This window comes from Terribacillus saccharophilus (genome assembly GCF_046592895.1).
Classification (GTDB): domain Bacteria; phylum Bacillota; class Bacilli; order Bacillales; family Amphibacillaceae; genus Terribacillus; species Terribacillus saccharophilus_D.
This window is the reverse complement of the sequence record NZ_JAWVPU010000002.1, coordinates 211,125-236,975: the sequence shown is the minus strand read 5'-3', so window position 1 is coordinate 236,975 and position 25,851 is coordinate 211,125. Positions and strand designations below refer to the sequence as shown.

Sequence of the window (25,851 nt, the reverse complement as noted above, 5' to 3'; positions counted from 1 at the left end):
CCCTGCTTATTTTTTTGTAGCCTTGGAAAATACATGTGGGTGGGAACGGAAATGCTCAATGAATTCCAATGACTTACCAGTACCGATGGCAACACTATCAAGCGGATTTTCCGCTACGAAGACCGGCATTTTCGTTTCTTCACTGATGACGGTATCCAAATTGCGCAGCAATGCACCGCCTCCGGAAAGAACGATACCGCGATCCATGATATCCGCTGCCAATTCCGGCGGCGTTTTTTCCAAAGTAAGCTTCACCGCTTCCACGATCGCACTTACTGTATCTGCCAATGCACTGGAGATTTCCTTCGCACTGACACTGATTGTTTTTGGAAGTCCTGTAAGCAAATCGCGTCCGCGGATTTCCGTCTCTTCGTCTGTTTCCGGCACGCCGGCATGACCAAGGTCCATTTTCAATTGTTCTGCGGAACGTTCCCCGATCATCAGGTTATATGTTTTACGGATGTATTGGATGATTGCATCATCCATATCGTCCCCTGCTGTGCGGATCGATTGGCTCGTAACAATACCGCCCAAGCTGATAATGGCAACTTCCGTCGTTCCGCCGCCGATATCAACGATCATACTTCCAGTCGGTTCCCATACTGGCAGACCAGCCCCGATAGCTGCCGCGAAAGGCTCAGCGATCGGGAAAGCATCTTTTGCACCTGCTTGTTTCGTCGCATCGATGACAGCACGTTCTTCAACCATCGTGATGCCGGACGGCACACATACCATGACATTCGGCTTCTTCGCGAATGATGAACGATTGCGCTGCGCTTGTTTGATATAATATTTCATCATTGTTGCCGTTGTATCGTAATCCGCAATCACACCATCCTTCATCGGACGGATGACACGGATATTCCCTGGGGTTCTGCCGATCATATTGCGGGCGTCGCCGCCTACTGCTTCCACTTGGCCTGTTTCCACGTTCGTCGCCACAACGGAAGGTTCACGTACAACTACGCCTTTTCCTTTTACAAAAACCAATGTATTTGCTGTACCTAGGTCGATGCCTAGATCTTGTGATAAACTGAATTTCGCCACAATTAATTCTCCTTTTCCGAGTCCGTTCATGTTTCAGCAAAGCTTTTTGTCAGCAGTGCATACTTTTCATATATTGTCTCATTATGTCGTACTTTATCATATCAGATATCAAACCCAATAGACATTGTTGTAAGGTAATAAAACATACCATCAGAAGAAGCGCCAGCTAGTAAGGTGTACCATGCTAGGCGCTTATCTTCAAAGCTAGTATCAATTATACGAGAAAACTAAAAAAATAGATAGTAATTACAAGTATCCTTTTTCCTTTAGGGAAATAAACTTACGATCACCAATGACAAGATGGTCCAAAAGCTCGATACCGATCATCTTGCCGCATTCCAGCAGACGCTTGGTGACGTGGATATCTTCCTGTGAAGGAGAAGGATCCCCGGAAGGATGATTGTGGGTACAGATGATGCTGGCAGCTGAACGGCGGACTGCTTCGCGGAAAATTTCGCGTGGATGGACGATGGAGGCATTGAGGCTGCCGATGAAGATTGTCTGACGGTGGATGATATGATTTTTCGTATTGAGAAATAAGACGACAAAATGCTCCTGCTGCAGATTACGCATTTCTTCCATTACATAGTCCGCTCCATCCTTTGGACTGCGAATCGTATAACGTTCAGCCGGTTTGTGCCGGTGCAGCCGCTGACCAAGCTCGATGGCAGCCAAAATCAGCACTCCTTTAGCCTGTCCGATTCCTTTGATGGCAGTCAGCTCTTCGATCGTTGCGTCCCGCAGCAGCTGCAACCCCTCAAAATGCATCAACAGCCGCTGAGCAAGCAGCGTTACCGACTCATCCCTCGTCCCGCTTCCGAGGAGGATGGCCAATAGTTCCGCATTGGCTAGATGAGCAGGACCAAGCTCCAGCAGCCGTTCCCGCGGACGATCCTCCTTCGGCACCGATTTTATCGTCATTTCAGTATGCAACAAAAAACCGCCTTCCTTCTGACTCGGATTCCTGTGTGGCAACAGGTTATGAGTAGCTTATCGAAAGGCGGTTTTCTATTCAAATGTGGTTAATGGAAATTTTAAGCATTTTACCGTCGATGAAATAGAGGAATTCGTTCAAAAAACCGAACTTCCTTGAGTGAAGCTTAGGATAGTTGGCCTTCATTGCCCATCTGCAGCAATGGACGCTGCTTCATGCCATACAGGCAGCAGCATACTTGCCGTAAATGTTCCCTGTTCCATCGCACTGACTGCTTCATCAGACGCAGTTTTAACAGCTGTTGCTTCTGCCGGGATTTTCTCTTGCCATGCCTGCCAAAGCGCCGGGTCCTGATTTCCCCCCGCCGCAAGCAAAACCGCCAGCTCATCCAGCCATGCACCTCCGGAAGCATCCACACCTGGATCCCATGTTTTAACATAGCTCTCATAACCTTGAGCCTGAAGCTGGGAACCTAAAGATTCAGCTTCCTCTTTTGAACCTGCCATGCCTGATAGCAGGAAAAATTGTCCGTTCTTTTCCCATAGCACTGCCGGTATGCCAGCATCCGCATATTTCTGCACGACGTCCAGTCCGATATCTTCCTGATTATACACACCTCCCTGCACGACATATGCCGTCAAATCACTGAAAGCGCCGGCATTGGCTGCAGCTTCTTTTGTCGCAGCAGGAGCGGCAATGCCTGTTGTTTCCGATTCAATCCCGGCGGTGTATCGCAGGAGCAGGAATCCGAGCACGATGCCTATCAGTGCCGCACCAAGGGCAGCTGCCGTGAGCTTTTTCGCGAAAGGAGACAATGATATTGCTTTTTTCTCCGATTTTTTCTTATTCAGCTGGTCCAGTACCGGCACATCCTTCTCGACAGTGGCAGCTGCTTCTTCGTCATAAAGTGTGTAGCTTCCTTCACCGATCATCTCTTCTTTTGACTGCTGCTGTTGCTTCTTCTCCTTCTTACCGCCGATCTTGACGGAAAACTTATTTTTCCCTTCCATCCTGGCACCTCTTTTATCATTGATAGAGCTAACTCTAGCACAGCCAACGATAGAAGTAAGAGAAATGCTGTCGAGACAAAAAAAGAGTGTTCGACAGGATGAACCTATCAAACACGCTTTTCTACGAATTAAGATGCAGGATTATAAAATACCCGTAAAGATATCGTTGCAATATAGCTGTTTTCCGAAGCATTTGTCACGTCTATTTGTTCTATTTCAGCTTTGCGTTTCATTCCATCCACTTGTGTCAGGAACTGGTGCAAGGCTTTGTAATCGGCTGACTCTGTGCTTACTTGATAAATATATGCACCTTCCGCATCCGCTTCGGTACTATTCGTAATGCCAGTGATAGATGTATCATTCGCTTTTGCTATCTTTGCCAGTTCTTTCAGCAATTCGTTCTCTAGCGGCGCATCTGGCACTGTACTTTGTTCGCCAGGAGCTGCTGATGCTTCCAGAAGTCTTTCCTGATTGGCGACAGCTGTTTCAGCTATGCCGACATCATGCTTCACAGGCATGACATATAGAACAAAACACATCATGGTTAGCAGGATAACGAGCAGAAAGGAGAAAATCATGATCTTGCGTCGCTGAGATGCATCCGACCAATTCGTCATTTGGCATTCACCTCACTTGTCCATGCTCCGCTATCAACCGTGATTGTAAAGACTGCTTGGAAGCTGTCTGCCCCTTGAGGAGTCAAAGATTGCAAAGAGGCTCTGGATACAAAACCTGTATCTTGGACATTCTGGATATAATCCGCTGCCGCATCCGTACTCTTAACCAACAGCGTAGCGGTAATAGGTTCATTGGCAGGGCTGGAGTAGCTTATCAATTCTGTATCCTTTGGCGCCAATCCCTGCAATTTGTCCATCAGTTCCACAGCATAAGGCATTGCTGTACTGCTGTCACCAGCATCTGTTTGTTGTGCTGCAAGCAATGTATCATTCGATGCTTGCTGCGTTTCCAAATCGGCAAGCTGCCCCTTCGCGCTCAAAAGCTGCCAAGCAAACAGCACAGCACAGATGATGAAGGCCACTGCAAGGATGCTGAAGAATAAAATCGGGGAGCGATGGGTCTCTGTTTGTTTTCGAAGTAAATTTATTTCGAGCATTGTGATTCTCCCCTTTACAGCTTCTTCATGGATAAGCCAAACACATCTGCATACGCCAGCGGCAGCTCTTCCATGCTATCTTGTTGAAATGTAATAGTATCGATTTGAAGCCTTTGTCTCAGCTCGTCCACTACACTGCCGAGCTGCTCATAATCCCCGGAAACGAGTAGCTTCGTAATACCAGCTTCGCCATTCATGACACTATAGCGGTAAAAGTCCATGAACCTTTCGATTTCTGTTAACTGCTCCTCCAAATAAGCCCGTGCCCGATCTGCTTCTTCTTGATAGAAAAGGTCTTGTTCCATATGATCCTGCAAATTACCGAAACTCGTTTGCGGCTGACGGATGAACAACGGCATATCTTGGTGAAACGCTGTAAGGATCAAGCCACTGTGATTCCATTGCAATAGAAGCAAATGATCATCAGATGTTTCTTTGTACTGTTCTATGTACAAACGATAAAGCGACAGGGAAGCCAAATCGGCAGCTGCAGGCTGAAGTCCAGCTTCCTTGAAAGCTTCTTGATAAGTCTCCACACGTTGCCCCGGGTAAGCTACCAAAAGGATCGTGTTGAATTCTTCCCCTTCTTCAAGAATCTCGAAATCCAGGACAGGGTCCTCAAAAGGCAGCTGGATCGCATGCTGCAGTTCCGTATACAAAAATGGCTTGATTTCATCTTGTTTCAGCTGTTTCGGAACTTGATGATTCCGAAGCGTGACAGCTTGGTCCGGCAACGTGAAAAGCAGCTCCCGCCCTTTCCAGTTGTTCTCTTCAACCAATTTGCGTACAAGCTTTATCAGCTGATCTCTATCCTCAAGCTTCCCCTGACGGATCACTCCTTGCGGCAAATCAACACTGCCGAAACTATTTCCTTTGCGGAATCCAGCAGGTTCACCAGCTGCATAGCGCAATACATTTTCCTGAATGATGATGTACACTTGTTTGCCTTGCTTTTTGAACATGTTCTTCCCTCATTTAAAAGAATGAATTGATGTACCAGCTAATCATTGCATCACCATGGAAATAGGTGATCAGTGCGCCTAGCAGTATATATGGGCCAAATGGTATCGCTTGTTTCCGTTTCAATATTTTCGCAGATAAAAGAACCAGACTGAAAACCGCTCCAATAACTGACGAAAGGAAGAAAGTGAGCAATACACCCTTCCAGCCAAGTACAACCCCGAGCACCACAAACAGCTTCAAATCTCCGCCACCCATGCCTCCCCGGCTGAATAAAATGACGAGAAATAGCAATACAAATGCCACAGCGGCTCCGATGATGGAATCCCACCATGGATCGAGTGGAGTGATAACACGGAGAATGATGAATAGAGGAAGGAAAAACAAAAGAATCTTATTCGGAATCAGCATGAAACGCATATCCGTCACGAAAAGTATCGCGGCCATCGATACCAAAACAAGTGCTGTAACCAGCTCCCACTGCAGCCCTATCATATAGAAGCTGTATCCGAACAGAAGACCTGTCACAAGTTCTGTGAAAGGATAAAGAGGAGAAATCTTTTGTTTGCAATTCCGGCATTTCCCGCCGAGTACAATAAAGGAAATCACCGGGATAAGATCATAAGCTTTTATCTGTTGCTTGCAGTTCGGACAGTAAGATCGTTCTGATTGAAACATTTTCTTTACTGGTGTCCGCATGCCTACGACGTTATAGAAGGAACCGAGGACAGCGCCTAATACAATAAAATAGATTACTAGGAAACTTGTCATATTATCGCTCCTTACCTATGGAAAGACAGAAATCCCTCACAAGGAGAGATTTCTGGTTTTTGAAATTTATTCATTTGATGTTGTATGCGTATCTGCTTTTTCGTTTGCCTCAGCGCCAGCTGTACCGACCGGCTCATCATCTTTGCCAAACTCATATACTTCAGCTTTATATTGGCCATTCTCAAGTGTTACTTCACTTCTTGCTCTATCGTAAGACTTCCCATCCTCAGGATTCTCAGGAGCACTTAGGTAGCCACCTTTGATCAAGGCATCCAATGAGTAAGATGATGTATCATCTCCACCATCTTTTACAGATGCCAATCGAGCAGCTTCGATCATTTGCTGAGCTGTGGCATCATGTGCATCTTGTCGGCTATCTCCGATTAAACCGGAAATAACGGGAATAGCAATAGCAGCTAGAATACCAAGTATAACAATGACTGCAAGTAATTCAACTAGCGTAAAACCTTTTTCAGACTTAAATTTCTTCTTCAAAAACTTTTTCATCGTGGACACTCCTTTATTATGTAGCGTTTCCGGCCATGTGGAAACAATTTTTTGATCAATATGGCCGGTTGCACTACTAGCTCCAAAATAACCAAGTGCCCACATAAGGTTATTTTATCGTCGCTTCCTATCAATCTAGTATGATTATATCAAATAATCCATGAAAATCTACCCAAAAATTGAATAAATTACTGTTAATTTGTCATTAATTTAGTTCTTTAGTACCGTAAATTTTCGTAAAGAGTGAACATCGGCAGAATAACAGCCGTGACTATGCTCCCTACCATTATTGAAAGCACAAGAATTAAAACAGGTTCGAGTAAAGCTTTCAATCTTTCAGCGGCATAATCCAATTCCTTTTCATAAAAATCAGCTGCACGATGCAGCAAACCATCCAGGGAACCCGATTTTTCTCCGACCCGGATCATTTGGGTTACCATTGCAGGAAATGCCCAATGCCTTTCTAGCGGTCCAGCAAGGGAATCGCCTTTTTCAACAGTTTCATAGCATTCCTTCATCACTTGTTCCATGACTTTGTTCTGCAAAATCCGACTGGAAATCTGCAAAGCATCAAGAATCGGTACAGAACTTTCCAAGAGAGAGCTCAGCGTACGAGTCATACGGGCCAGGATAGCTTTTTGATAAAAGCTTCCCAGCACCGGGATTTTCAACTTGACTGTATCTATGAACAGCTTGCCTTTAGGGTTTGAAACAATCACCTTATAAAACACCGCACACAGTAGCAAGACTGGTAATCCCAGGTACCAGTACTTTTGCATGCCTTCTGACAAGCTCAAGACTAGAGCTGTATACGCTGGAAGCTCAGCATCCATACTGGCAAACATGCCAGTGAATTGCGGGAAGACGATAACAAGCAATGCTATACAGATTGCAACTGCAACAAGTGCCACAAAGAAAGGATAACTTAACGCAGTGATGACTTTCTGCCGCATATCATATTGCTTTTCATAGTAGACAGCCATCTTATTCAACACATCATCCAGTTCCCCGCTCGCTTCTCCAGCACGTATCATGTTCACAAATAACTCCGGGAAGATTCTGGGGTGATTTTCAACCGAATCCGAAAAACGTACACCCTCAACGAGGTCATTGACTACATATTTAAGTGTCTCTTTTAAAAATTTGTCTTTCGTTTGTTCTTTTAGCAGCCCTGTCGCTTCCACTAAGGGAACACCAGCTTCAATCAGTGTAGATAATTGGCGAAGAAAGATGATGAATTCCTTTTTCTTCACTCTTTTACCGAAAGACAGTTCCTTATTTAAGGTGCGGTTCAATTCACGTAGTTCAATTACGATCAGTTGCTGCGACAAAAGCTTGTCTAATGCTTCGCTCTTATTTGCAGCTTGGACTTTCCCTCTTTTTTGTTTACCAAGTAAGTCTCGGGCATTATATTGAAAATAATGCATTTAAACACCCCGTTCTTCCAGAAATGGTGCCACTTGCTCCATGGTTACAATTCCTGCAGCAATCATTTTTCGTATGCTCATATCCATCGTGTGCATACCTTGATCGCGTGCCGTTTGCATGATACTCGGAATTTGATGCATCTTACCATTGCGGATTAGATTCTTTATGGCTGAAGTGTTGATAAGCAGCTCAGTAAGGGCTTTGCGTCCTTGTCCGTCAGCTCGTCTGACCAAGCGCTGAGACAGCACTGCCGTCAAGACACTGGCAAGCTGAATGCGGATTTGCGGCTGTTGTTCTGCCGGAAATACATCGATGATACGGTCGACGGTTTGTGCTGCTGAGCTTGTGTGCAACGTTGCCAATACAAGATGTCCTGTTTCTGCTGCGGTAATTGCTGTCGAAATCGTCTCCAGATCCCGCAGCTCGCCCACTAATATAACATCCGGATCCTGACGCAAACATGCCCGCAAACCATTTGCAAAATTCTCCGTATCCAAACCGACTTCCCGCTGATCGATGATACACTCATTATGTTTGTGTAAATATTCAATGGGATCTTCCAAAGTGATTATATGACGCTGCATGCTGGTATTCATATGGTGAATCATTGCTGCAAGTGTCGTACTTTTCCCGCTTCCGGTAGGACCAGTAACAAGTATCAATCCTTGAGGTTTTCCAGCAAGCACCTTCAGTACTTCTGGTAAGTCAAGATCGTGGAGTGTCGGTACCTTTCTTGGTACCACCCTGACAGCCAGCGACACACACCCACGCTGAAGATAAATATTGATACGAAAACGCGAAATACCCGGAATACTGTATGAAAAATCCACTTCCCCGACTTCTTCAAACCTCTCCCACAATTTAGCACTTAAAATTGCCCGTGCCATCTGTTCAGTGTCCTGGGGCGTAAGATTAGTTGCTTGATCACGCCGAAGTACACCGTGTACACGGAAGATAGGTGGAACAGCAACCGTCAAGTGAATGTCAGATGCCTTTAATTCCATTGCTTTGGTTAGTAATTGATCGAATGTTTCTTTCATATTGATGCTCCTTAGCTATCCACGGTGATCCGCAGAACTTCTTCAACTGTCGTCAGTCCACGGACTGCCTTTTCAAGACCATCATCAATGAGCATTTTCATTCCATTTTCTACAGCAACCTGCTTTATTTCATCAATCGACTGTTCCTGAACGAGCAACTCCCTGATCTTATCATCAACCACCAACAATTCATGAACAGCCATACGTCCTTTATATCCAGTCTGTTTGCAGCTATTACAGCCATTACCTCGGTATAGAAATTTGGCTTCCAAACCATGGCGGGCCAATAATTCCTCTTCGACTTTGGTCGGTTCATATGTTTCCTTACAGTCCCTGCAAATACGCTTAACAAGCCGCTGCGCCACTACCCCCGTCACCGAGGAAACAACAAGGTACGGTTCAATTTTCATATCCATCAGCCTTGGTATCGAAGCTATTGCGTTATTTGTGTGCAGCGTACTGAATACAAGATGTCCTGTCAGGGAAGCACGAATCGCAATGCCAGCAGTCTCGCTGTCACGTATTTCTCCAACCATGATGATATTGGGGTCCTGCCGGAGAATCGAGCGCAGCCCTGTAGCGAAAGTCAAACCGACACCGTTGTTTACCTGTACCTGATTCACTCCTTGCAGTTCGAATTCCACTGGATCTTCCACTGTGATGATGTTGTATTGCTCCCTGTTCAAATGATTGATGGATGCATAAAGCCCCGACGACTTGCCGGATCCAGTTGGTCCGGTAAAAAGTATCAAACCTGAAGGCTGACTGATTAATTTGCTGTATTTCTCGTAATTATCTGGACTGAAATCCAATTCATTCAAGTCTTTGATTACATTATTTAAATCAAGTATCCGTATAACGACTTTTTCACCGAAAACCGTCGGGAGCACACTGATGCGTAAATCAACATGCGCATTTTCCATTTTTAGCTTTATCCGACCATCCTGTGGCAGCCTTGTCTCTGTTATATTCATATTGGCAAGTATTTTGACCCGGGCTACAACAGCCTGCTGAATCGATTTAGGCAGCGTGCGTTCACGACGCAAATCTCCATCAATCCGATAACGAACTTGCACTTCTGTTTCAAATGGATCCATATGTATATCACTTGCTTTTAGCTGCACACCAGAACTGATCAACTGTTCAACAATTCGGATAGCTGGTGCAGCCTCAGCTGCTGCCTCCGTCCGCGATTCCCCAGATTCCGCTTCCTTGTACACAGCTGTGATGGATTCCAGTATATCTGCTTTGGCTGCGATGACTGGTTTTATGGAAAAGCCTGTATACATCTCCATATCATCGATTGCGTAATAATCCATAGGATCTGCCATTGCCACGGTAAGTATATTGTTTTCGCGGCTTAGCGGTATGACGACATGCTTGCGGGCAAATTGAATAGGAACAAGCTTAACCAAATCAAATTGGAAGGGAAATCGAAAAAGTGAAACATGCGGAATACCAAGCTGGAATTCCAGTACCTCAATCAGCTGCTGCTCTGTTATGTACCCTTTCTCGAGGAGCAGGTCACCAAGCTTCTGACCTGGCCTCTGTTCATTGATAGCTGATACAATCTGTCCCTCCGTCACAAGCCCTGCTTTTTTCAGCAGCTCTCCCAATTTCACTTTTTTCGCCATAATTCCACTTCCAATCATATTTTTCTACAAAATACTTTTATGTCTCTTGTTATTAGATTACTAATAATATAGTCTTAGATTAAGCTGAAAATCAATATTCTCTTAACACAAACAGGCAATTAACTAATACCTTTGAACTACTTCTGGAGGGGTACCAGTACTTCACGTCTAAGTTCTTCTTTATTATGACGTATCACGAGATCCAATCTGATTTGATTTAGTTCCAACTCTAGCTGCGGATTAAGGCTGACATCATACGAATCGATTTTTATTGAAGGCGGCATATCAGCAATTAACATTGGGAGATCTTGTTGGTTGATACTACCAGATTCTCCTTTTTGTTTTAAGTAAGTACTAACATAGATGGCAGACATATTGGCAATATCAGATTCAACCGTTGATTCTTCCTGTTTATTCATTAGATTTGTTGTTGTCATCAGTTGAGCGCTTAAGATAGTTCCGAGTATGACGAACAGCACAATAATCCAGAGGACCATAGCCAATGCTGCTCCTTTTTCATTAAGGATTTTGTGCATCGCTATCTCCTCCGGTCAAGAATTTCCTAGCAACGCCTGTAGTTGCAGGATTCTCATCAATAGTACGCGTTGTGAATACAGCTTGCACCAGATTTTCTACGTTGCCAGTTTTATAGTTGCATAGATTCACTTTTACTATGTAACTCTTGTCGCCTATTTTTCTTTCAGCATCAAGAGTTTGCTCATCAATAGTCGATGGACAGCTAGGCAGGTTTGCGATTTGTATACCCAAGTTCAAATCGGTTTGTTCATCATAATCAGAGGCTGCAACCTGCGCTGCTTCGTTTGCCTTCAATTTGTTTCCATTCACTTTGTTATGTATGGCAGCTTGAGTGAAAATCGGTACAAATGCAATGATGATGATTGCAAGTATCGTCATGCTGACCATTATTTCTACAAGGGTAAAACCTTGCTCTTTACATACATTTTTTTTCAAAGCATTCACCTCTACCTCATTTTAGGAGTGTATAAATATGTCAAATCAAAAAGGATTCACATTGGTAGAACTGCTTGCGGCTATAGTATTGCTAAGCTTAGTTACCATTTCTGCTGTAACTGTGACCGCACAAGCTATGCAGCAAAATGAACGAGCAAATGTTACTGATAGCCTGCGTAACGATGCCACTTATTTCACACAGGTTTTAAGAACTTCATTTGAAAATGGTGCTTTAAAAGGTACTTGCTTTGCAGATGATGAGTTTCAATCAAAGCAAATCGATCTATCCCTTTCAAAAGGCAATGAAATTACTAACTTAGTATTTTCATATCCTGGCGGGGAAGAAAGTCCCGATTGTTTTAATTCTCAATCAGAAGTACAAACTTTGCAAGTAAATTTTACTATTTCTAACCAGGATGGTGAGTCTTTTGACGTAGACACCGCCTTCACAAAACCAACTAGTGATGATTTAGCAGTAACTATATCGCAGCCATCTCCACCTCCTGCTTTGCCAGACAATGACAATGACGATGATGATGGTAACGAGGAAGATGAACCTGGGGAATCGACCAAACCTGGAGAGAATGAGGATGAAAAACCTAGTGGTGATAACACAGAGAATCCGGAGAATCCAGGAAATGAAACAGAAAAACCCGGCAATCCAGGAGAAAACGAAAATGAACCAAAACCGGAAGACCCTGATGAAGAAAATACTTCTCCAGAACCCGAGAAGCCATATAAACCTGAAGAACCGTCTGATCCAACTACGAAAATACCTGACGGATGTGATTATTACGGAGATACAAAACTAGCGGATTTCCAATTCGGTGATTGGAAATACTGCCCTATCATAAATATCCATCAAGGCAGTTTATGGATTCCTATGAGTACATCGATTTTCATTCAATTTAATATTGATCACAATTTTTATGTCGCAGGCGATTTAGTTGGACAACATAATGCTGTGATTAACGCTAAAGACGATTCATTCATCAAAAGAAATGTCAACTTGCACTCTCAGAATGTTTTTACAGGACGTAATCTGACAGCAGATGGTACATTCATACTCGATACGAACAGTTCTGTCAGTCTAAAAGAATCTTTACAAACAGGCGGTACCACTGAATTCAGGTCCAATACAAAAGTGACTGCCGGAAAAGATGTAACGCTCGGTGGGAATACGACCATACAGGAGAATGCGAAAGTAAATACTGGCGGTAACTTCTTACTTAATGGAAACCTTCAGCTTACCAGTAATCCTAATATCATGACTCAAGGTAACACAGAAATTAGAGGGTCGTATAACTCTGAGAACAATAGCTATTTTGAAGTAGGAAAAAACTTCACAATCGCGAAAAAAATTACTCTAAAAAGTAAATCTGTCCTTTATGCAAAAGGCGATGTCACACTGAATGGCGACGTTCATGTGCAGGAAAATGCCAAAATCATCTCAGATGGGAATATCCATATAAAGGGAAAAATATCTCCCGATTGGGGCGGAGGCACAATTTGTGCCAAAGGTGATATAAAGATGGATCAACTGTATTCCGGACATGAACTAAAAATCCAGTCAAACAACCAAACATGCCAAAAATAAAAGACCTATCCCGCCTGGGATAGGTCTTTCCTATATCCTCACTTACTCCACTACAAACTCAAAGTCAGCAGTGAATTTAACGTCTTTACCAATCAATACGCCGCCTGTTTCAAGTGCTGCGTTGTAAGTCAAACCGTAAGCTTCACGGTTGATTTTACCTTCTACTTCGAAGCCGGCGATTGTGCTGCCGTCCATTGGGTTTTTGGATGTGCCGTTGTATTCCACTTTGAATGTTTCTTCGTTTGTTACGTCTTTGATTGTGAAGTCACCAGTGATTTCGAATTCATCATCGGATACTTTCTTGACGGATTTGCTTTTGAACGTCATGGCAGGATGGTTCGCTGCGTCGAAGAAATCTCCGGATTGCAGGTGGCCGTCGCGGTCTGCGTTACCTGTGTTGATTGTTGCTGCTTGAATTGTTGCTGTTACGGTTGAGTTATCCAAGTCATTCAGATCTCCGCTGAATTGTACGTCGAAGTCTTCAAATTTCCCCTTTGCCTTGGAAACCATCATATGTTTCACCGTGAATGCAATACCGCTGTGTGCTTTATCTAATTTCAAAACTGCCATGTTCGTTCCTCCTCAGTAATGTTTCTTTATTAAGTTACTTTATGTAAGTAACTATATATTAATCACTTTTTAACGTCAAGCTTTTTCATGAAAAAAAACATTCCTTTTACGAAGGAATGTTTTCTGGTGCTGGTTGTTTCAATTGATGATAAACACTGATCCTGTTTCGTCCTTTCTGCTTGGCGCCAACATACATTGCACGATCGGCGTGGCGTACAAGTGCCAGATGGTCTTCGCTATTTTCCGGGTAAGAAGCGACACCAACACTGACTGTTACTGCAAGTTTGACCGTCTGCTCCATATCCAATGTATTTTTCACTTCAAAAGGTGCATGTGCAATTGTTGCCCTGATCGTCTCAGCTAGATGTGCTGCTTTTGCTGAATTGCACTCTGGCAGGATGACGGCAAATTCTTCGCCTCCATAGCGGGCCAGTACAGCCTGCTCCCCTACTATCTTACGCAACCTTTCAGCAACTCCCCGCAATACATCGTTGCCCGCTTCATGTCCATACGTATCGTTCACTTGTTTGAAGTGATCCAAATCCATCATGATCAACGATAACGATGCAACATGATCGGTTTGACGGAAGAACTTTTTGAGCGCTTCGTCGAAGTATCGGTAGTTATATAAACCTGTCAAAGCACATCGTTCGCTGATTTGCTTTGTATGCTCATAGTGCTGCGCATTCAACAGACTGACTGCCATGAAGTTAGCCAGTAAATCAACGAGCATATATTGATACTTTTCATATACATTCCGTTGTTCGGAAAGAAGGACAAGAACACCGATGATTTTATTATCCCGTTCTATCGGCAGACACATAAGACTTTCACTGTGCGAGGGAGCCGTTTTTTTCCACAGATCTATCCATTGTTTCCTTTTTCCATAACGGCTACCTTTCTTTTTCAACCAGACCGAACCAGCAACGCCTTCCCCTTTTTTCTTTTTGTCGCCTTGCTGATGCTTGGAGCGCGCTTTTGGGTCGTACAGCCGTATCAGTTTAAGATTCTTTCCGTCTGTAATATCGTATAAATAAGCCTGGTCCACGGGTACGAGTGATACTATCCTCTCCATGAAAAGATCCAGTGTTTCTTTGACATTCAGCTGGGCACTCAATTCATGTCCTATTTCGCTCACAAGCCGGAGATGTTCATTCATACTGCTGCTCCGGTAATACAGTCGCAATATATAAGATGTACTCACAATCGAAAAACCGATGAAGATGACCGCAACAGCACCAATTTTGTGATACAGCAAATGCAGCATCAGTGCAGCAGGAAGGATATAGAATGTCGTCATGATCTCCCAAAAGAAACTGCGCTCGAAAATCTTATCCCGTTTGTTATATACATATCTTCTAGTCAGCGTTATCAGGATATGATTCATAAGGAAAAGGGTCATGGAATACGCCAGGATGCCAATGATGTGCATAGGTGTTTCCAAAGCTTGTGAAGCAGTTCCTGGCAGGTCGAATAAACTATAAACCCACGCAGCCGATACACTCATCAGGAAAAACATCATATAATTCAAAGGAATTCGATATAAGTCTGTTTTGCTTATGCGCACTTGCAGCAGGACGATTGTGACACTGATCGTTGTTATGATCAGTTCTATGAATAAACCGAAATTCAAAAAGATCACAAGTGTGATCCCGTTCAGGAAAAAAACAGGAATCTGATTGACCATGATCGGGAATAACGCCACAATGATTGCCAGTGCTGTAAATGCGCCTAAATCAAGCCATTGCAATTCATCCAAATTTGTTTGCTGATAGATCATAAATAAGGAAGCTGGCCAGATGATAGCCCAAGCTGCCCAAATCCATCGTTTCTTGCTGCTGTTCACCATCTAGCTTCTTCCCTTCTACTCAGTCCGCACAAATAAGATTCAGATAATTTAAAATACCACAATCTACTTTATTCCACAATATACTTTCTGACCTGGTCGATAAAATGCAGGGAGCCTGTCACGAAATAAATAGTATCGGATTGATAGGATTCATGAATCTGCTTTATGTATCCTTTCCAATCGAGTACAGTTTCTGCTGCTGGACAAGTTTCTTTCAACGTTGCCATATCAACAGATCTGGGATGATCAAAAATCGTCAACGTTATATGTGACGTGATTTTAGTCAGCTGCTCAATCATCTCTGCAAAAGGCTTGTCTTTGAATGCACTGAACAGCACGCAGACTTTTTTATCTGGAAACTCCTCTTTGACCGTTTGAATGAATGCTTGCATTCCTTCTGCATTATGCGCTCCATCCAGTATGATCCTCGGCTCTGACTTTACCTGCTCAAACCTGCCTGGAAGCTGCGCTTCACTGATTGCCCGCTCCACTTTAGCATCATCCAGCGCAATTCCTGCTTCTTGAAGCACTCGGCATGCCGCCATGGCTACTGCTGCATTCATTTTTTGATGCGTTCCCTTCATTTTTAAATCGACCTGCAAACGATGAGCGTCGCGAGCGGAAATCCATTTGACCGATACTCCAGCAGCTATTGCGTGTTGCATTATTACAGTTTTTGCTTCTTCTTGTGTCACAGCACTGATTACCGGTGCCCCGGATTTAATGATGCCCGCCTTCTCTTCGGCAATCGCTGCAATCGTATTTCCCAAGAAACGCTGGTGGTCGAACCCGATATTGGTAATGATACTAAGTGTGGGCTGCAGCACATTGGTCGCATCTCCCCGTCCGCCCATGCCGGCTTCCACCACATTGATTTCTGCATGTTGGGCAAGGTACGAAAACGCAATACACACATGAATCTCAAATTCACTTGGGTGATTTTTAACGTTGTCCATCTCTTTTATTTTAGGCAAAAGTGCATTGCATGCAGCAACGAAATCTTCTTCTGTAATCCATTTTCCGTCCACCTGGATGCTTTCCAGATACCCGCCTGGAGTCGGTGAAATGAAGCTGCCAGTTTTCCATCCATTGGCGGTCAATGCCCGTGCAAGATATGTTGCAGTCGAACCTTTGCCATTCGTCCCTGCTATATGTATATTTTTAGTCCGGCGTTCCGGATTGCCTGATGCTTGCAGCAGCTGCTCCACCCGATCCAATCCCGGCTTGATGCCATATTGTCCGCGGCTGGTTAAAAAAGCTTCTGCTTGTGCTAGGTTGGCAAACATAAAGCAACTCCTTCCATGTATAATGGACTATTATATCAAACTAGTATGTGCTGCCACTATAGAAATAATTTCATCATTTGTTGTGCATCACCTAAAGAAAGGAATTTTAGTTATGGATACACTGAAACTTGGCTGGGTCATTTATAACGGCCACCTGGGCGGGAAGAAATTTCTCGATTTTGCAGAAGCAATCAAGCGCGCCGCCAATGCCCACGACATCAAAATCAGCATCATAAAAAATAACGCTCTATTGGCAGGAATCGGAACAGATCACAGCATACTCACACAGGAAAACGAACGGCCTGATTTTGTCGTTTTCAGCGACAAAGACATTCCGCTCGCGCAGCAGCTGGAAGCAATGGGATTACCGCTTTTTAATTCGAGTAAATCAATTGCCGTCTGTGATAATAAAATCCTGATGTACCAGGCACTTGCCACAGCAGGGATAACGATTCCAAAAACAATCATCGCACCGAAGATATTCCCCGGTACGATGCCGATCCAGTTGGAGACATTTGAGCCTGCCATTGCGGAGCTGGGTTTCCCTATGATCGTCAAAGAGGCTTTCGGATCTTTTGGTGAACAAGTGTATCTGATTCAAAATCGAGAACAATTACATAAGAAGATAATCGAAATCGGAACCGAGCCATTCGTCCTGCAGGAATACATCCAAACGAGCCATGGCAGGGATATTCGAATCAATGTAGTCGGCGGAAAGATTGTTGCGTCGATGATTCGTTTTTCCAAAACCGATTTCCGTGCCAATGTATCACAAGGAGGCAGCATGGAGCCTTATACCCCGACAGAGAAAGAAGCCGACCTTGCTATCGCTGCAGCAAAAGCCGTAGGAACAGATTTTGCCGGCGTAGATCTGCTATTCGGTGAACATGACGAGCCGCTCGTCTGCGAAGTGAATTCCAACGCGCACATCCGTTCCATTTATGAATGCACGGGAGTGGATGTTTCGCAGTCGATCATTTCTTATATCAAAGAAGTTCTATCATGAGAGGGTGGCTGATTTACAACCAAGCAGAAGCTAAACGAAACGCAGCATTCATCGAATGGTTCCTGGAAGAAAGCGCGCAGTTAGGGATAGACCTGCAGCTAGTCTACATCAATCAATTATATGGCGCATTACGAAATGGCTGTGTGGACATCCAGATAAAGATGGGAGATCCTTCGCCTGACTTCGCCATTGTCCGGACGATAGATCCTTTATTGACTGCACAGCTGGAACAGGCCGGTATTGCCTGTTTTAATAACGCACAAATAGCAGCACTTGCAAACGACAAAATCAGGACACATCTTGCGCTTGCCAAATTGGCTATCCCGATGGTGGACATGCATTTTCAGACCGGCATTCCTTTGGATGACCCTCCTCTCCCCTATCCTTTTGTATGGAAAACCAGCACAGGAAGAGGCGGCAAAGATGTACATTTGGTTAAGGACAAAGCACAGTATGAAGCGCTGCAAATACGTTATCGGAATCAACATATCCTAATGCAGGAGCTGGCCGGGACTCCAGGAAAAGATGTGCGTGTTTTTGTAATCGGAAAAGAAATCATTGCCAGTGTCCTCCGCAGCAGTGCGCAAGATTTCAGGGCGAACCACTCACTCGGAGGAAATGCTTCGCTTTATACGCTGAATGCACAGGAAGAAATGCTTGTGCAAAAAATCATCGATCAGTATGATTTCGGCTTTGTCGGAATAGACTTCCTATTCGATGGGAATGGCCGCTTGCTGTTCAATGAGATGGAAGACGTTGTCGGCAGCAGGACGCTCAGTCAAGTGAGTGACATCAATATTGTGCGGCTTTATTTGCAGTTCATAAAGAACCGTCTTACAAGTTTTTGATTGTTCAGGGAGCTCATGAAGTGGATGTTAACTTTATGCATACGACTTTTCTCTACTTTTTCATTCTTAGACCGATTATTTAAATGTTTTGAAAATGATTCATCAGTCTGATTTAATAATCCTAATAAGAAACGTTGTATGGGAGGGAATTGTCTTGATCTTAGAACTGGAGAACGTGTCATTAAAACGAGGTGGCAGCTGGCTGTTGGAAAATGTGAACTGGAAAGTGGAAAAAGGACAAAACTGGGTATTGTTCGGTTTGAACGGTTCCGGAAAAACATCACTGCTGAATTTATTGAATGCATTCACCTTTCCGACTTCTGGAAATATGCATGTATTGGGCATGGAGTTTGGACGTACATATCTTGCTGAAAAGCTGCGAATCCAAATCGGTTACGTTTCTTCCTCCCTCCAGCAAAAGTTCAATTTGCATGATAATGCGTTTGAAGTCGTCCTTAGCGGTGCTTTTGCTTCCATCGGACTTTATGAGACACCTACCGACGAGATGCGGACCAGGGCTGCCCAGCTGCTCCATGATTTAGGCTGCTATGCATATGCAAACCGCCGTTACGAAACACTGTCCCTCGGAGAAAGGCAGCGGGTTTTGATTGCCCGTGCCCTTATGGCTGATCCCCCGCTGCTTATCTTGGACGAACCTGCCAATGGGTTGGATTTCCTGGCGCGTGAAGCATTGCTGGATTCGATTGAACGCATAAGCAGTCACCACGATGCACCTACAATCATTTATGTCACCCACCACATCGAAGAAATCTTGCCCATATTTGATAAAACACTTTTGCTTAAAGAAGGAAAAGTATTCGCTTCCGGTGATACGACAGACATGATTTCCAGTCCCAACCTTTCCGATTTCTTCGGAATTCCAGTCAATGTGTCATGGGATCATAATCGTCCTTATCTTTCGAGAGTGCATATCACTAACGGATAAAAAAAGCTTGCACCCGTATCTTTATGGTGAGTACAAACGTAAAAGCAAAAAAGAGGTGACATGATGGAACAGCCAAAACAAACAGATCATCGGTTGGGAATAGAAGAAACACTGGAGAAGCTGTCTTATTATTGCTTGTATTTGACGAAAAATAAATGGGATAGTGAAGAAGTGCTGCAGGAAGCTGTCGTTAAAACGCTGACTGCATACCCAGAAGCTAATTTTCCTCCTCCAGTCAGTCTTTTGAAAAAGATTGCATATAATGCCTGGGTCGATCGGCTGCGCAAACAAAAGAAAGAAGAGCTTGTTTCTGACATCCAGGAATCAGCACCGACGGAAAAGCAAGACACGGCGCAGCACATGGAACATTTACGAAAACTCACTCCAAAGCAGCTGATCGTCTTTGTTCTGAAAGAAGCGTTCCATTTTCAGTCTATCGAAATAGCGAAGCTGCTCCAGACGAACGAATCAGCTGTAAAAGGGCTTTTGCATCGCGGACGTACAAACCTGCATACCGACAAGATACATCCGCTCGTCCAGAGTTCCTGGGAAACCTTGAATCAGGATGAGATTTTCGAGCTTGTTCATACCTCCTTAAACAATGAAGACCCGGCCGAACTGATTCGTAATCTCCCTAATATACTTCCTACTACCAAGACTTCTGTTGTGCCCAATACAAATCCCTATATGGCTGCAGCCTAGCGCTGCAGTTATTTTTGTTTACCCATATCTTAATGCATCCTTCTTTCGTTTTAGATATGAAAAATGAAAGGAGCGTGTAACAATGGCAGCAATACCTTATGTAGTGGAGCAATCGAAAATGGGGGAACGATCCTACGATATCTATTCAAGGTTGTTAAAAGACCGCATCATCATGGTGAGTGAGGAAATCAATGATAGTATGGCAAGCGCGATTGTGGCGCAGTTATTATTTTTAGCTGCGGATGATCCGGAAAAAGATATCTCCATCTACATTAACTGTCCTGGAGGATCTGTCACAGCTGGCTTTTCCATTCTGGATACGATGCACTATATCAAACCGGATGTGCAGACGATCTGCACAGGCATGGCAGCATCTTTCGGCGCATTGCTGCTACTCGCCGGCACCGCTGGAAAACGATATGCACTGCCAAACAGCGAAGTCATGATCCACCAGCCTCTGGGAGGAACACAAGGTCAAGCAGCTGATATCGATATTGCCGCTAAACGGATCATCAAGTTAAGACAGCATATCAACCAGCTGATCACCGACCATACCGGACAGCCAATCGAAAAAGTAGCAGCCGATACCGATCGTGATTATTTTATGAGTGCACATGAAGCAAAGGAATACGGTATTATCGATGAGGTTTTGGTAAGGAAATAAAGGCGTGTTGAGTTACAGATTTTCTTTCTATTATTCCAAAAGACCTCCGAATCTGGTTTCCCAATCGGAGGTCTTTTGGTCTTTAAAAATGCTAGTCAGTCTCTCATTGCTTTTCAGTGGAAACTTAACTAATTCACTTAAGTTGACTTACTTATTTTTATGATCCACACTAACCTGCTCAAAAAGATCACAATACCCAATATAAGATATAAAACTGCCCTATCCAACTCATTCCAGCCAACTATCGCTGAAATAATCACCCCTGCTGCAACCAGTAAGATGACGATATTAAAAATAATTGTGAATCTGTTATATGACCTATCCAACTTGCACCCTCCCTTCATAATTTGCATTCCCGCTAGTACTTTGCAAATCAGCAAGGAAAAAATTCATTCATCATTCATACCTCTTTCATCTGCCCAATAAACAATTTCTTCCTTTTTCCACCTTACTAATTTATCATAATCTTGCTTATGCCGCCTAGTTGCAAACATACTCACGACCAGTTAATTTTCAGTGACATAAGTGCAGGATAGATTATAAGAATCAGATTCAGAACATCTATCATTTTTAAAAACTTTCCCCATCACCTGAAGGGCGGTGTATCTATATCAATTAAAAAATCCAACAATGCGCAAAAATACCAAGATAATCTTGATTTCATGTTTAACAAACAAAATAAAAGGGCATCTAATCTAAGTCAGGGGGATAGGGCGAGGTGCGTTTAAACGAAAAGAAACTTATCTACAGGGAGCTAGCCAGATTGATGCATGATTTCAACAATTGTCCTGATAAACATATCAAAGAGAATATTCATCAGGATATAACATTATTAAAAGCGGCAATTCAATATAAAAGCAAAAAATAACTCTCCAATTTCGATTAACGAAGATGGAGAGTTGTTTTTTTCACTTGATATAGCGGCTTATAGCCACTTTCAAAGAATGTGTCGTTTTCACATTGAATCCAATCCCCAATTGTGTAGCAGTCTGTGCTATCTCAGGTCTTATTCCGGAAAGGATAGTCTCAATCCCTAACAGTTTCAAGGAATCCATTATGCTGAATATCCGATGAGCAACCATCGTATCGATTATCGCCACACCTGACATATCGATGAACAGATATTCCACTCTCAGTTTTGCACATTGGCTCAGTACACTATCCATCATATACTTAGCTCTGCTAGTATCAATATCGCCCACCAGCGGAAGCAAAGCTACATCCGGCGTCAATAATATGACTGGCGTACTGAGCTCATTGATCATCGTTTGCTGCGCTGCCAGCTTGTATTCGGATTGTTTAGCATTTTCCCTCGTAAACCAGACAATGATCTGATTGAAAGTATCCGTAACTTTTTTTGAATAACTAAGTGTTTCTTTACCGCATAAATCATGTTTTTCAACAAATTCTTCCAATAATCCTAAATACAATGATTCAGACCGGCTGAATTCATCAAGTATATCTTCTATCGGTGTATTCAAGTGCTGTTCATCCTGAGTCAATTCCATGACCCATTCCTCCAGAAGCTCGTAGGAAGAATGGTTATCCGGATTGAATAATTCAGGAAAACGTATATAAAAATCTCTTATCTGCTTTTCTAGTAAAGCTTTTACAGAAGGATCGTCGGAACCATACACCCCTGAAGGCCTGTTTAGTCCGCCCATCCACTTTTGGGTCAAATAATCTATATTATCACGAAAATGGTCATATAAGGGTTTATCTGGTGCAATCTGCAGTATCTTCTCGTCTGCCATCATCATATCTCCTTGTCATCATCGTTCAACAACTTATTTTACCATGTGTTTCGACAAAATCCCATTTTAAGATGGTTGTGAGTTAAAGTAACCCTCAAAAAAGTCATGTAATAGGATGTTAGACGCTGACTGAGTGACAAGGCTTCCTACTCAGGAGATCGTGATAGCATGACTCTTTCGCTACAACCTTATTGTGCATCTTTAAGATCCAATTCTGTTTCTGTTTTCTTTTTCCCCATGACCAAAGCGAGCACAATCAATACTGCCAAAGCGGTAAAGCAAACCACTGTCCCGACAGAAATACCTTTACTGAATGTTGAACCGATCAAAATGACAACAAGACCTACCAGTCCGATGATCGTCGTCACTGGGAAAAGTTTCATTTTGAAATGCGGCAACTCCGGATATGCAGGGCGAAGCTTCAGCTGTGCCGCACAGATGCCGATCCAAAGCAATAGCATCGTGAATCCCGGTATCGTCATCATGGTTCCGATGATACTTTCGGGAGCGAAATACGCTAAACCAGCTCCGATCAATGATAGCAGACCATTCAAGAAGATAGCATTCTTTGGTGCACCAGACTTGGACGTCTTGGTCAGCATCTTAGGTGCTTCCCCTTTTTCGGCTAGTGAGAACATCGTCCGGGAAGTGGCGAACATACCTGAATTCGCTGCTGAAAGAACGGCAGTCAATAAGATGAAGTTCATCACATGTGCCACTCCCGGAATTCCGATTGCGTCCATCACTTGAATGAAAGGACTTTCCGTTCCGGCAACTTGATTCCAAGGAATAAGACCGGCGATGATCGTGATCGGTAAGATATAAAATAACAAAACTCGCCAGACAACACCTTTTATGACCTTAGGCAAAACCTTTTTCACATCTTTTGTCTCAGAAATCGCTACACCGATCAATTCGGAGCCCCCAAAGGAAAACATGACGATCAAACATGCAGCGAATACACCTTGTATGCCATTCGGGAAAAATCCGCCATGTCCGAATAAATGCTGCGCTGGTGTATCTGGCGCAAAATCAGTCAATCCCAGTAAAACAGCTCCCCCTAATAGAATGAACAATACGAGTGCGATGATTTTAATACTCGCAAACCAAAATTCCATTTCCCCGTAAAATTTCACCTGCAAACTATTGATCCCGATGATGAGTGCTGCACAAATCGCGCTTAGCAGCCAAAGCGGTGTATCAGAAAACCAAAACTGCAAAAACGATCCTGCAGCCAGTATTTCGACAACTGTTACAAGCGTCCAGTTGATCCAATACAGCCAGCCAACAATGAAGGATATATGAAACCCAAAAGCTTTATGAACTAAATGCTGCACATTATGATTCGGATACACAACCGCCATTTCCGCCAAAGCAACCATTACAATCAGTAATAACGCCCCTCCAAGCAAGTAGGAAACCACAACACCTGGGCCGGCAATTCCCAATGTCTCTCCGCTTCCTTTAAAAATGCCTGTTCCAATCATACCTGCCAATGCCAAAAACTGTACGTGTCTAGGTAAAAGCTCTTTCCGCAAACCATTTTGACTCATTTCTTTCTCCTCTTTTCTTATTGAATCTTACGCTGATGGATATTGAATAGAAATAGTCATCATCCATGGTCAACCACCTCCTTAAAGCTTGGGAAAAACAAAAAATCCCTGCTGAAATATATCAGCAGGGACGTGATCAACGCGGTACCACCCTCATTATTGGCATACTTTCATACCAATCTCTCATTCAGATAACGGCTATTCACCGTCTTCCCCTTACCTATCGGTTTCGAAGAAGAATGCTCCCGGATCGTAATTCATGTTTGTTCTGTATACTGACTTCCACCAACCGTCGGCTCTCTGTGATAGGGAGAACACGCACTACTATAATCCATTCATCGCAAAATTATTCTTTTCATAAAAAAAATCCCTGCTGAAATATATCAGCAGGGACGTGATCAACGCGGTACCACCCTCATTATTGGCATCCTTTCATGCCAATCTCTCATTCAGATAACGGCTATCCACCGTCTTCCCCTCACCTATCGGTTTCGAAGAAGAATGCTCCCGGATCGTAATTCATGTTGTTCTATATACTGACTCGCACCATCCGTCAGCTCTCTGTGATAGGAAGAACAAACACTACTATGATCCTTTCATTGCAATACTATTCCATTATAATAAAAAAATCCCTGCTGAAATCATTCAGCAGGGACGTTATGTACGCGGTACCACCCTGATTATTGACATTTGACTGTCAATATCTCATTCCAGATAACGGCTATCCACCGTCTTCCCCTCACCTATCGGTTTCGAAGAAGAATGCTCCCGGATCGTAATTCACGCTGTTCTTTGCACTGACTTGCACCACCCGTCAGCTCTCTTTTGGCAGGGAGAACATACATTACTGTAATCCGTTCAACGCTCATTTATTAATATATTGAGTATCCTACAGGAATCATTCATAAAAATCAACTATTTTTTTAATATTTATTTTAGTCTCTCCTTCTTATTGTACATACTACCGCAGAATAAGCATGGAATGAAGTGTAAAAAATTAACGAGGTCATTTGTGGTATAATAGAAGTATCATTGAAGGGAGATTTTTAATTTGCTAAAAGGCGGAGATAGTGTATTCTATCCATTTCACGGAACCGGAACCATAGAATCAACGGAATTCATCAGGGAAAAAGAGTATTTCAAAATATTCTTCCCATATCGCAAGCTTCACGTGTATGTACCAAGCCAGCAAGAAAACCAGAACGGTCTTCGTCCAATTATTTCTCTGGAGCAATTAGAGCTGGTAAAATCGGATTTCTATGACAATGGTGTTCCTTTGCCTTCTTCCGTAAGTGAGCGATCAAAAGTCCTGGACAGTAAGATGAAATCAGGCACAACAATAGAAATCAGTCAAATCCTGAGAGACTTGCTGCATTTTCACACTACTGACGGACGTTTATCTCAATCCGATAAAAAAGTCTATAAAAATGCAGAAGAGTTCCTAATCGGAGAAATACAAATCATCAAGAATATATCATATGACCAAGCTTCTGATGATGTGAAAGCATTAGTTGAAAATCGGTTTAAGATTGATGCACCTACTTTTAGGTGAGACTTGAATACTGCGCTTGCAGCAGTTTTTAAACCCCCTCCAAAAAGGACATCCTGAAATACAGGATGTCCTTTTTGTGTTATTCCGAGGAAACGATTTTCTTTATA

The 25,851-nt window shown here is 43.3% G+C and carries 25 protein-coding genes, 1 riboswitch and 3 other annotated features; of the genes, 7 read left to right on the top strand and 18 right to left on the bottom strand.

The features are described 5' to 3' along the window. Positions 1–6: 6 nt before the first annotated feature. From SFC66_RS06890 to SFC66_RS06830, 13 genes are all read right to left on the bottom strand, one after another. Positions 7–1,047 (bottom strand): rod shape-determining protein, encoded by a 1,041-nt coding sequence (locus SFC66_RS06890; RefSeq protein WP_411217978.1) that lies wholly within the window; start codon positions 1,045–1,047, stop codon positions 7–9. Positions 1,048–1,293: 246 nt separating this feature from the next. Continuing rightward, positions 1,294–1,968 carry a RadC family protein gene (gene radC, locus SFC66_RS06885; RefSeq protein WP_411218707.1) on the bottom strand — a complete coding sequence of 225 codons (675 nt, stop codon included), beginning with the start codon at positions 1,966–1,968 and terminating at the stop codon, positions 1,294–1,296. Between the two features lie 195 nt (positions 1,969–2,163). Next, complete coding sequence (locus SFC66_RS06880) at positions 2,164–2,991, bottom strand: hypothetical protein (protein WP_411217977.1); 828 nt, start codon at positions 2,989–2,991, stop codon at positions 2,164–2,166. Positions 2,992–3,119: 128 nt separating this feature from the next. Next, positions 3,120–3,608 (bottom strand): hypothetical protein, encoded by a 489-nt coding sequence (locus SFC66_RS06875; RefSeq protein WP_411217976.1) that lies wholly within the window; start codon positions 3,606–3,608, stop codon positions 3,120–3,122. Beyond that, on the bottom strand, positions 3,605–4,105 hold the full coding sequence (locus SFC66_RS06870) for a hypothetical protein (protein ID WP_411217975.1): 501 nt from the start codon (positions 4,103–4,105) through the stop codon (positions 3,605–3,607). Before SFC66_RS06870 ends, SFC66_RS06875 begins: the two co-directional genes overlap by 4 nt. Positions 4,106–4,119: 14 nt before the next feature. Beyond that, positions 4,120–5,067, bottom strand: a complete 948-nt coding sequence (gene pilM, locus SFC66_RS06865) for a type IV pilus biogenesis protein PilM (RefSeq protein WP_411217974.1) — start codon at positions 5,065–5,067, stop codon at positions 4,120–4,122. 13 nt (positions 5,068–5,080) lie between these two features. Further along, a complete protein-coding gene (locus SFC66_RS06860; RefSeq protein ID WP_411217973.1) occupies positions 5,081–5,836 on the bottom strand; it encodes a prepilin peptidase in 756 nt (251 codons plus the stop codon). A gap of 66 nt (positions 5,837–5,902) precedes the next feature. After that, positions 5,903–6,343: a type II secretion system protein gene (locus tag SFC66_RS06855; protein WP_411217972.1), complete on the bottom strand. Its 441-nt coding sequence runs from the start codon at positions 6,341–6,343 to the stop codon at positions 5,903–5,905. A 53-nt stretch (positions 6,344–6,396) separates the two neighbouring features. Then, positions 6,397–6,479, bottom strand: a riboswitch (cyclic di-GMP riboswitch). A gap of 82 nt (positions 6,480–6,561) precedes the next feature. After that, on the bottom strand, positions 6,562–7,770 hold the full coding sequence (locus SFC66_RS06850) for a type II secretion system F family protein (RefSeq protein ID WP_411217971.1): 1,209 nt from the start codon (positions 7,768–7,770) through the stop codon (positions 6,562–6,564). Then, positions 7,771–8,811: a type IV pilus twitching motility protein PilT gene (locus SFC66_RS06845; protein ID WP_411217970.1), complete on the bottom strand. Its 1,041-nt coding sequence runs from the start codon at positions 8,809–8,811 to the stop codon at positions 7,771–7,773. An 11-nt stretch (positions 8,812–8,822) separates the two neighbouring features. Then, positions 8,823–10,445 (bottom strand): GspE/PulE family protein, encoded by a 1,623-nt coding sequence (locus SFC66_RS06840; RefSeq protein WP_411217969.1) that lies wholly within the window; start codon positions 10,443–10,445, stop codon positions 8,823–8,825. A gap of 137 nt (positions 10,446–10,582) precedes the next feature. After that, positions 10,583–10,981: a hypothetical protein gene (locus SFC66_RS06835; protein WP_411217968.1), complete on the bottom strand. Its 399-nt coding sequence runs from the start codon at positions 10,979–10,981 to the stop codon at positions 10,583–10,585. Further along, entirely contained in the window at positions 10,965–11,417 is a 453-nt protein-coding gene (locus tag SFC66_RS06830; RefSeq protein ID WP_411217967.1) for a PulJ/GspJ family protein, read from the bottom strand. Before SFC66_RS06830 ends, SFC66_RS06835 begins: the two co-directional genes overlap by 17 nt. 37 nt (positions 11,418–11,454) lie before the next feature. Between SFC66_RS06830 and SFC66_RS06825 the strand changes: the two genes are divergently transcribed. After that, positions 11,455–13,014 (top strand): prepilin-type N-terminal cleavage/methylation domain-containing protein, encoded by a 1,560-nt coding sequence (locus SFC66_RS06825; protein WP_411217966.1) that lies wholly within the window; start codon positions 11,455–11,457, stop codon positions 13,012–13,014. 42 nt (positions 13,015–13,056) lie between these two features. On the opposite strand, the gene SFC66_RS06820 is transcribed toward SFC66_RS06825, so the two are convergent. The 3 genes from SFC66_RS06820 to SFC66_RS06810 form a co-directional block, all read right to left on the bottom strand. Then, positions 13,057–13,584, bottom strand: coding sequence for a YceI family protein (locus SFC66_RS06820; RefSeq protein WP_411217965.1), 528 nt, complete (start codon positions 13,582–13,584; stop codon positions 13,057–13,059). Between the two features lie 106 nt (positions 13,585–13,690). Beyond that, complete coding sequence (locus SFC66_RS06815; RefSeq protein ID WP_411217964.1) at positions 13,691–15,433, bottom strand: sensor domain-containing diguanylate cyclase; 1,743 nt, start codon at positions 15,431–15,433, stop codon at positions 13,691–13,693. A 68-nt stretch (positions 15,434–15,501) separates the two neighbouring features. Further along, positions 15,502–16,719 (bottom strand): bifunctional folylpolyglutamate synthase/dihydrofolate synthase, encoded by a 1,218-nt coding sequence (locus tag SFC66_RS06810; RefSeq protein WP_411217963.1) that lies wholly within the window; start codon positions 16,717–16,719, stop codon positions 15,502–15,504. Positions 16,720–16,831: 112 nt separating this feature from the next. On the opposite strand from SFC66_RS06810, the gene SFC66_RS06805 reads away from it, so the two are divergent. The 5 genes from SFC66_RS06805 to clpP all read left to right on the top strand — a co-directional run bounded on the left by SFC66_RS06805 (position 16,832) and on the right by clpP (position 20,885). Beyond that, on the top strand, positions 16,832–17,725 hold the full coding sequence (locus SFC66_RS06805) for an ATP-grasp domain-containing protein (protein ID WP_411217962.1): 894 nt from the start codon (positions 16,832–16,834) through the stop codon (positions 17,723–17,725). Then, a complete protein-coding gene (locus SFC66_RS06800; protein ID WP_411217961.1) occupies positions 17,722–18,573 on the top strand; it encodes an ATP-grasp domain-containing protein in 852 nt (283 codons plus the stop codon). Before SFC66_RS06805 ends, SFC66_RS06800 begins: the two co-directional genes overlap by 4 nt. Before the next feature lie 154 nt (positions 18,574–18,727). Beyond that, positions 18,728–19,519, top strand: a complete 792-nt coding sequence (locus SFC66_RS06795; RefSeq protein WP_411217960.1) for an ABC transporter ATP-binding protein — start codon at positions 18,728–18,730, stop codon at positions 19,517–19,519. Positions 19,520–19,579: 60 nt separating this feature from the next. Further along, positions 19,580–20,221 carry a sigma factor-like helix-turn-helix DNA-binding protein gene (locus tag SFC66_RS06790; protein ID WP_411217959.1) on the top strand — a complete coding sequence of 214 codons (642 nt, stop codon included), beginning with the start codon at positions 19,580–19,582 and terminating at the stop codon, positions 20,219–20,221. Positions 20,222–20,303: 82 nt separating this feature from the next. After that, the gene (gene clpP / locus SFC66_RS06785; RefSeq protein WP_411217958.1) at positions 20,304–20,885 is read left to right on the top strand and encodes an ATP-dependent Clp endopeptidase proteolytic subunit ClpP; all 582 of its coding nucleotides are present in this window, start codon (positions 20,304–20,306) and stop codon (positions 20,883–20,885) included. A gap of 908 nt (positions 20,886–21,793) precedes the next feature. On the opposite strand, the gene SFC66_RS06780 is transcribed toward clpP, so the two are convergent. Next, positions 21,794–22,639: an STAS domain-containing protein gene (locus SFC66_RS06780; protein ID WP_411217957.1), complete on the bottom strand. Its 846-nt coding sequence runs from the start codon at positions 22,637–22,639 to the stop codon at positions 21,794–21,796. 188 nt (positions 22,640–22,827) lie between these two features. Continuing rightward, complete coding sequence (locus SFC66_RS06775) at positions 22,828–24,192, bottom strand: amino acid permease (RefSeq protein WP_411217956.1); 1,365 nt, start codon at positions 24,190–24,192, stop codon at positions 22,828–22,830. 123 nt (positions 24,193–24,315) lie between these two features. Then, positions 24,316–24,540 (bottom strand) — a binding site (T-box leader). A gap of 37 nt (positions 24,541–24,577) precedes the next feature. Further along, positions 24,578–24,801 (bottom strand) — a binding site (T-box leader). 38 nt (positions 24,802–24,839) lie between these two features. Next, positions 24,840–25,063 (bottom strand) — a binding site (T-box leader). A gap of 180 nt (positions 25,064–25,243) precedes the next feature. Here SFC66_RS06775 and SFC66_RS06770 point away from each other — a divergent pair. Continuing rightward, the gene (locus SFC66_RS06770; RefSeq protein ID WP_411217955.1) at positions 25,244–25,744 is read left to right on the top strand and encodes a CarD family transcriptional regulator; all 501 of its coding nucleotides are present in this window, start codon (positions 25,244–25,246) and stop codon (positions 25,742–25,744) included. The last annotated feature ends 107 nt before the right edge of the window (positions 25,745–25,851 follow it).

What these genes read in the sequence shown, in the direction of transcription:
- SFC66_RS06835 (WP_411217968.1), bottom strand. Translation starts at nt 10,981, where the DNA reads ATGCACAAAATCCTTAATGAAAAAGGAGCAGCATTGGCTATGGTCCTC.
- SFC66_RS06805 (WP_411217962.1), top strand. Translation starts at nt 16,832, where the DNA reads ATGGATACACTGAAACTTGGCTGGGTCATTTATAACGGCCACCTGGGC.
- SFC66_RS06775 (WP_411217956.1), bottom strand. Translation starts at nt 24,192, where the DNA reads ATGAGTCAAAATGGTTTGCGGAAAGAGCTTTTACCTAGACACGTACAG.
- SFC66_RS06875 (WP_411217976.1), bottom strand. Translation starts at nt 3,608, where the DNA reads ATGACGAATTGGTCGGATGCATCTCAGCGACGCAAGATCATGATTTTC.
- radC (WP_411218707.1), bottom strand. Translation starts at nt 1,968, where the DNA reads ATGACGATAAAATCGGTGCCGAAGGAGGATCGTCCGCGGGAACGGCTG.
- SFC66_RS06840 (WP_411217969.1), bottom strand. Translation starts at nt 10,445, where the DNA reads ATGGCGAAAAAAGTGAAATTGGGAGAGCTGCTGAAAAAAGCAGGGCTT.
- SFC66_RS06810 (WP_411217963.1), bottom strand. Translation starts at nt 16,719, where the DNA reads ATGTTTGCCAACCTAGCACAAGCAGAAGCTTTTTTAACCAGCCGCGGA.
- SFC66_RS06850 (WP_411217971.1), bottom strand. Translation starts at nt 7,770, where the DNA reads ATGCATTATTTTCAATATAATGCCCGAGACTTACTTGGTAAACAAAAA.
- SFC66_RS06855 (WP_411217972.1), bottom strand. Translation starts at nt 6,343, where the DNA reads ATGAAAAAGTTTTTGAAGAAGAAATTTAAGTCTGAAAAAGGTTTTACG.
- SFC66_RS06790 (WP_411217959.1), top strand. Translation starts at nt 19,580, where the DNA reads ATGATGGAACAGCCAAAACAAACAGATCATCGGTTGGGAATAGAAGAA.
- SFC66_RS06880 (WP_411217977.1), bottom strand. Translation starts at nt 2,991, where the DNA reads ATGGAAGGGAAAAATAAGTTTTCCGTCAAGATCGGCGGTAAGAAGGAG.
- SFC66_RS06860 (WP_411217973.1), bottom strand. Translation starts at nt 5,836, where the DNA reads ATGACAAGTTTCCTAGTAATCTATTTTATTGTATTAGGCGCTGTCCTC.
- SFC66_RS06825 (WP_411217966.1), top strand. Translation starts at nt 11,455, where the DNA reads ATGTCAAATCAAAAAGGATTCACATTGGTAGAACTGCTTGCGGCTATA.
- SFC66_RS06815 (WP_411217964.1), bottom strand. Translation starts at nt 15,433, where the DNA reads ATGGTGAACAGCAGCAAGAAACGATGGATTTGGGCAGCTTGGGCTATC.
- SFC66_RS06870 (WP_411217975.1), bottom strand. Translation starts at nt 4,105, where the DNA reads ATGCTCGAAATAAATTTACTTCGAAAACAAACAGAGACCCATCGCTCC.
- SFC66_RS06780 (WP_411217957.1), bottom strand. Translation starts at nt 22,639, where the DNA reads ATGGCAGACGAGAAGATACTGCAGATTGCACCAGATAAACCCTTATAT.
- SFC66_RS06800 (WP_411217961.1), top strand. Translation starts at nt 17,722, where the DNA reads ATGAGAGGGTGGCTGATTTACAACCAAGCAGAAGCTAAACGAAACGCA.
- clpP (WP_411217958.1), top strand. Translation starts at nt 20,304, where the DNA reads ATGGCAGCAATACCTTATGTAGTGGAGCAATCGAAAATGGGGGAACGA.
- pilM (WP_411217974.1), bottom strand. Translation starts at nt 5,067, where the DNA reads ATGTTCAAAAAGCAAGGCAAACAAGTGTACATCATCATTCAGGAAAAT.
- SFC66_RS06845 (WP_411217970.1), bottom strand. Translation starts at nt 8,811, where the DNA reads ATGAAAGAAACATTCGATCAATTACTAACCAAAGCAATGGAATTAAAG.
- SFC66_RS06820 (WP_411217965.1), bottom strand. Translation starts at nt 13,584, where the DNA reads ATGGCAGTTTTGAAATTAGATAAAGCACACAGCGGTATTGCATTCACG.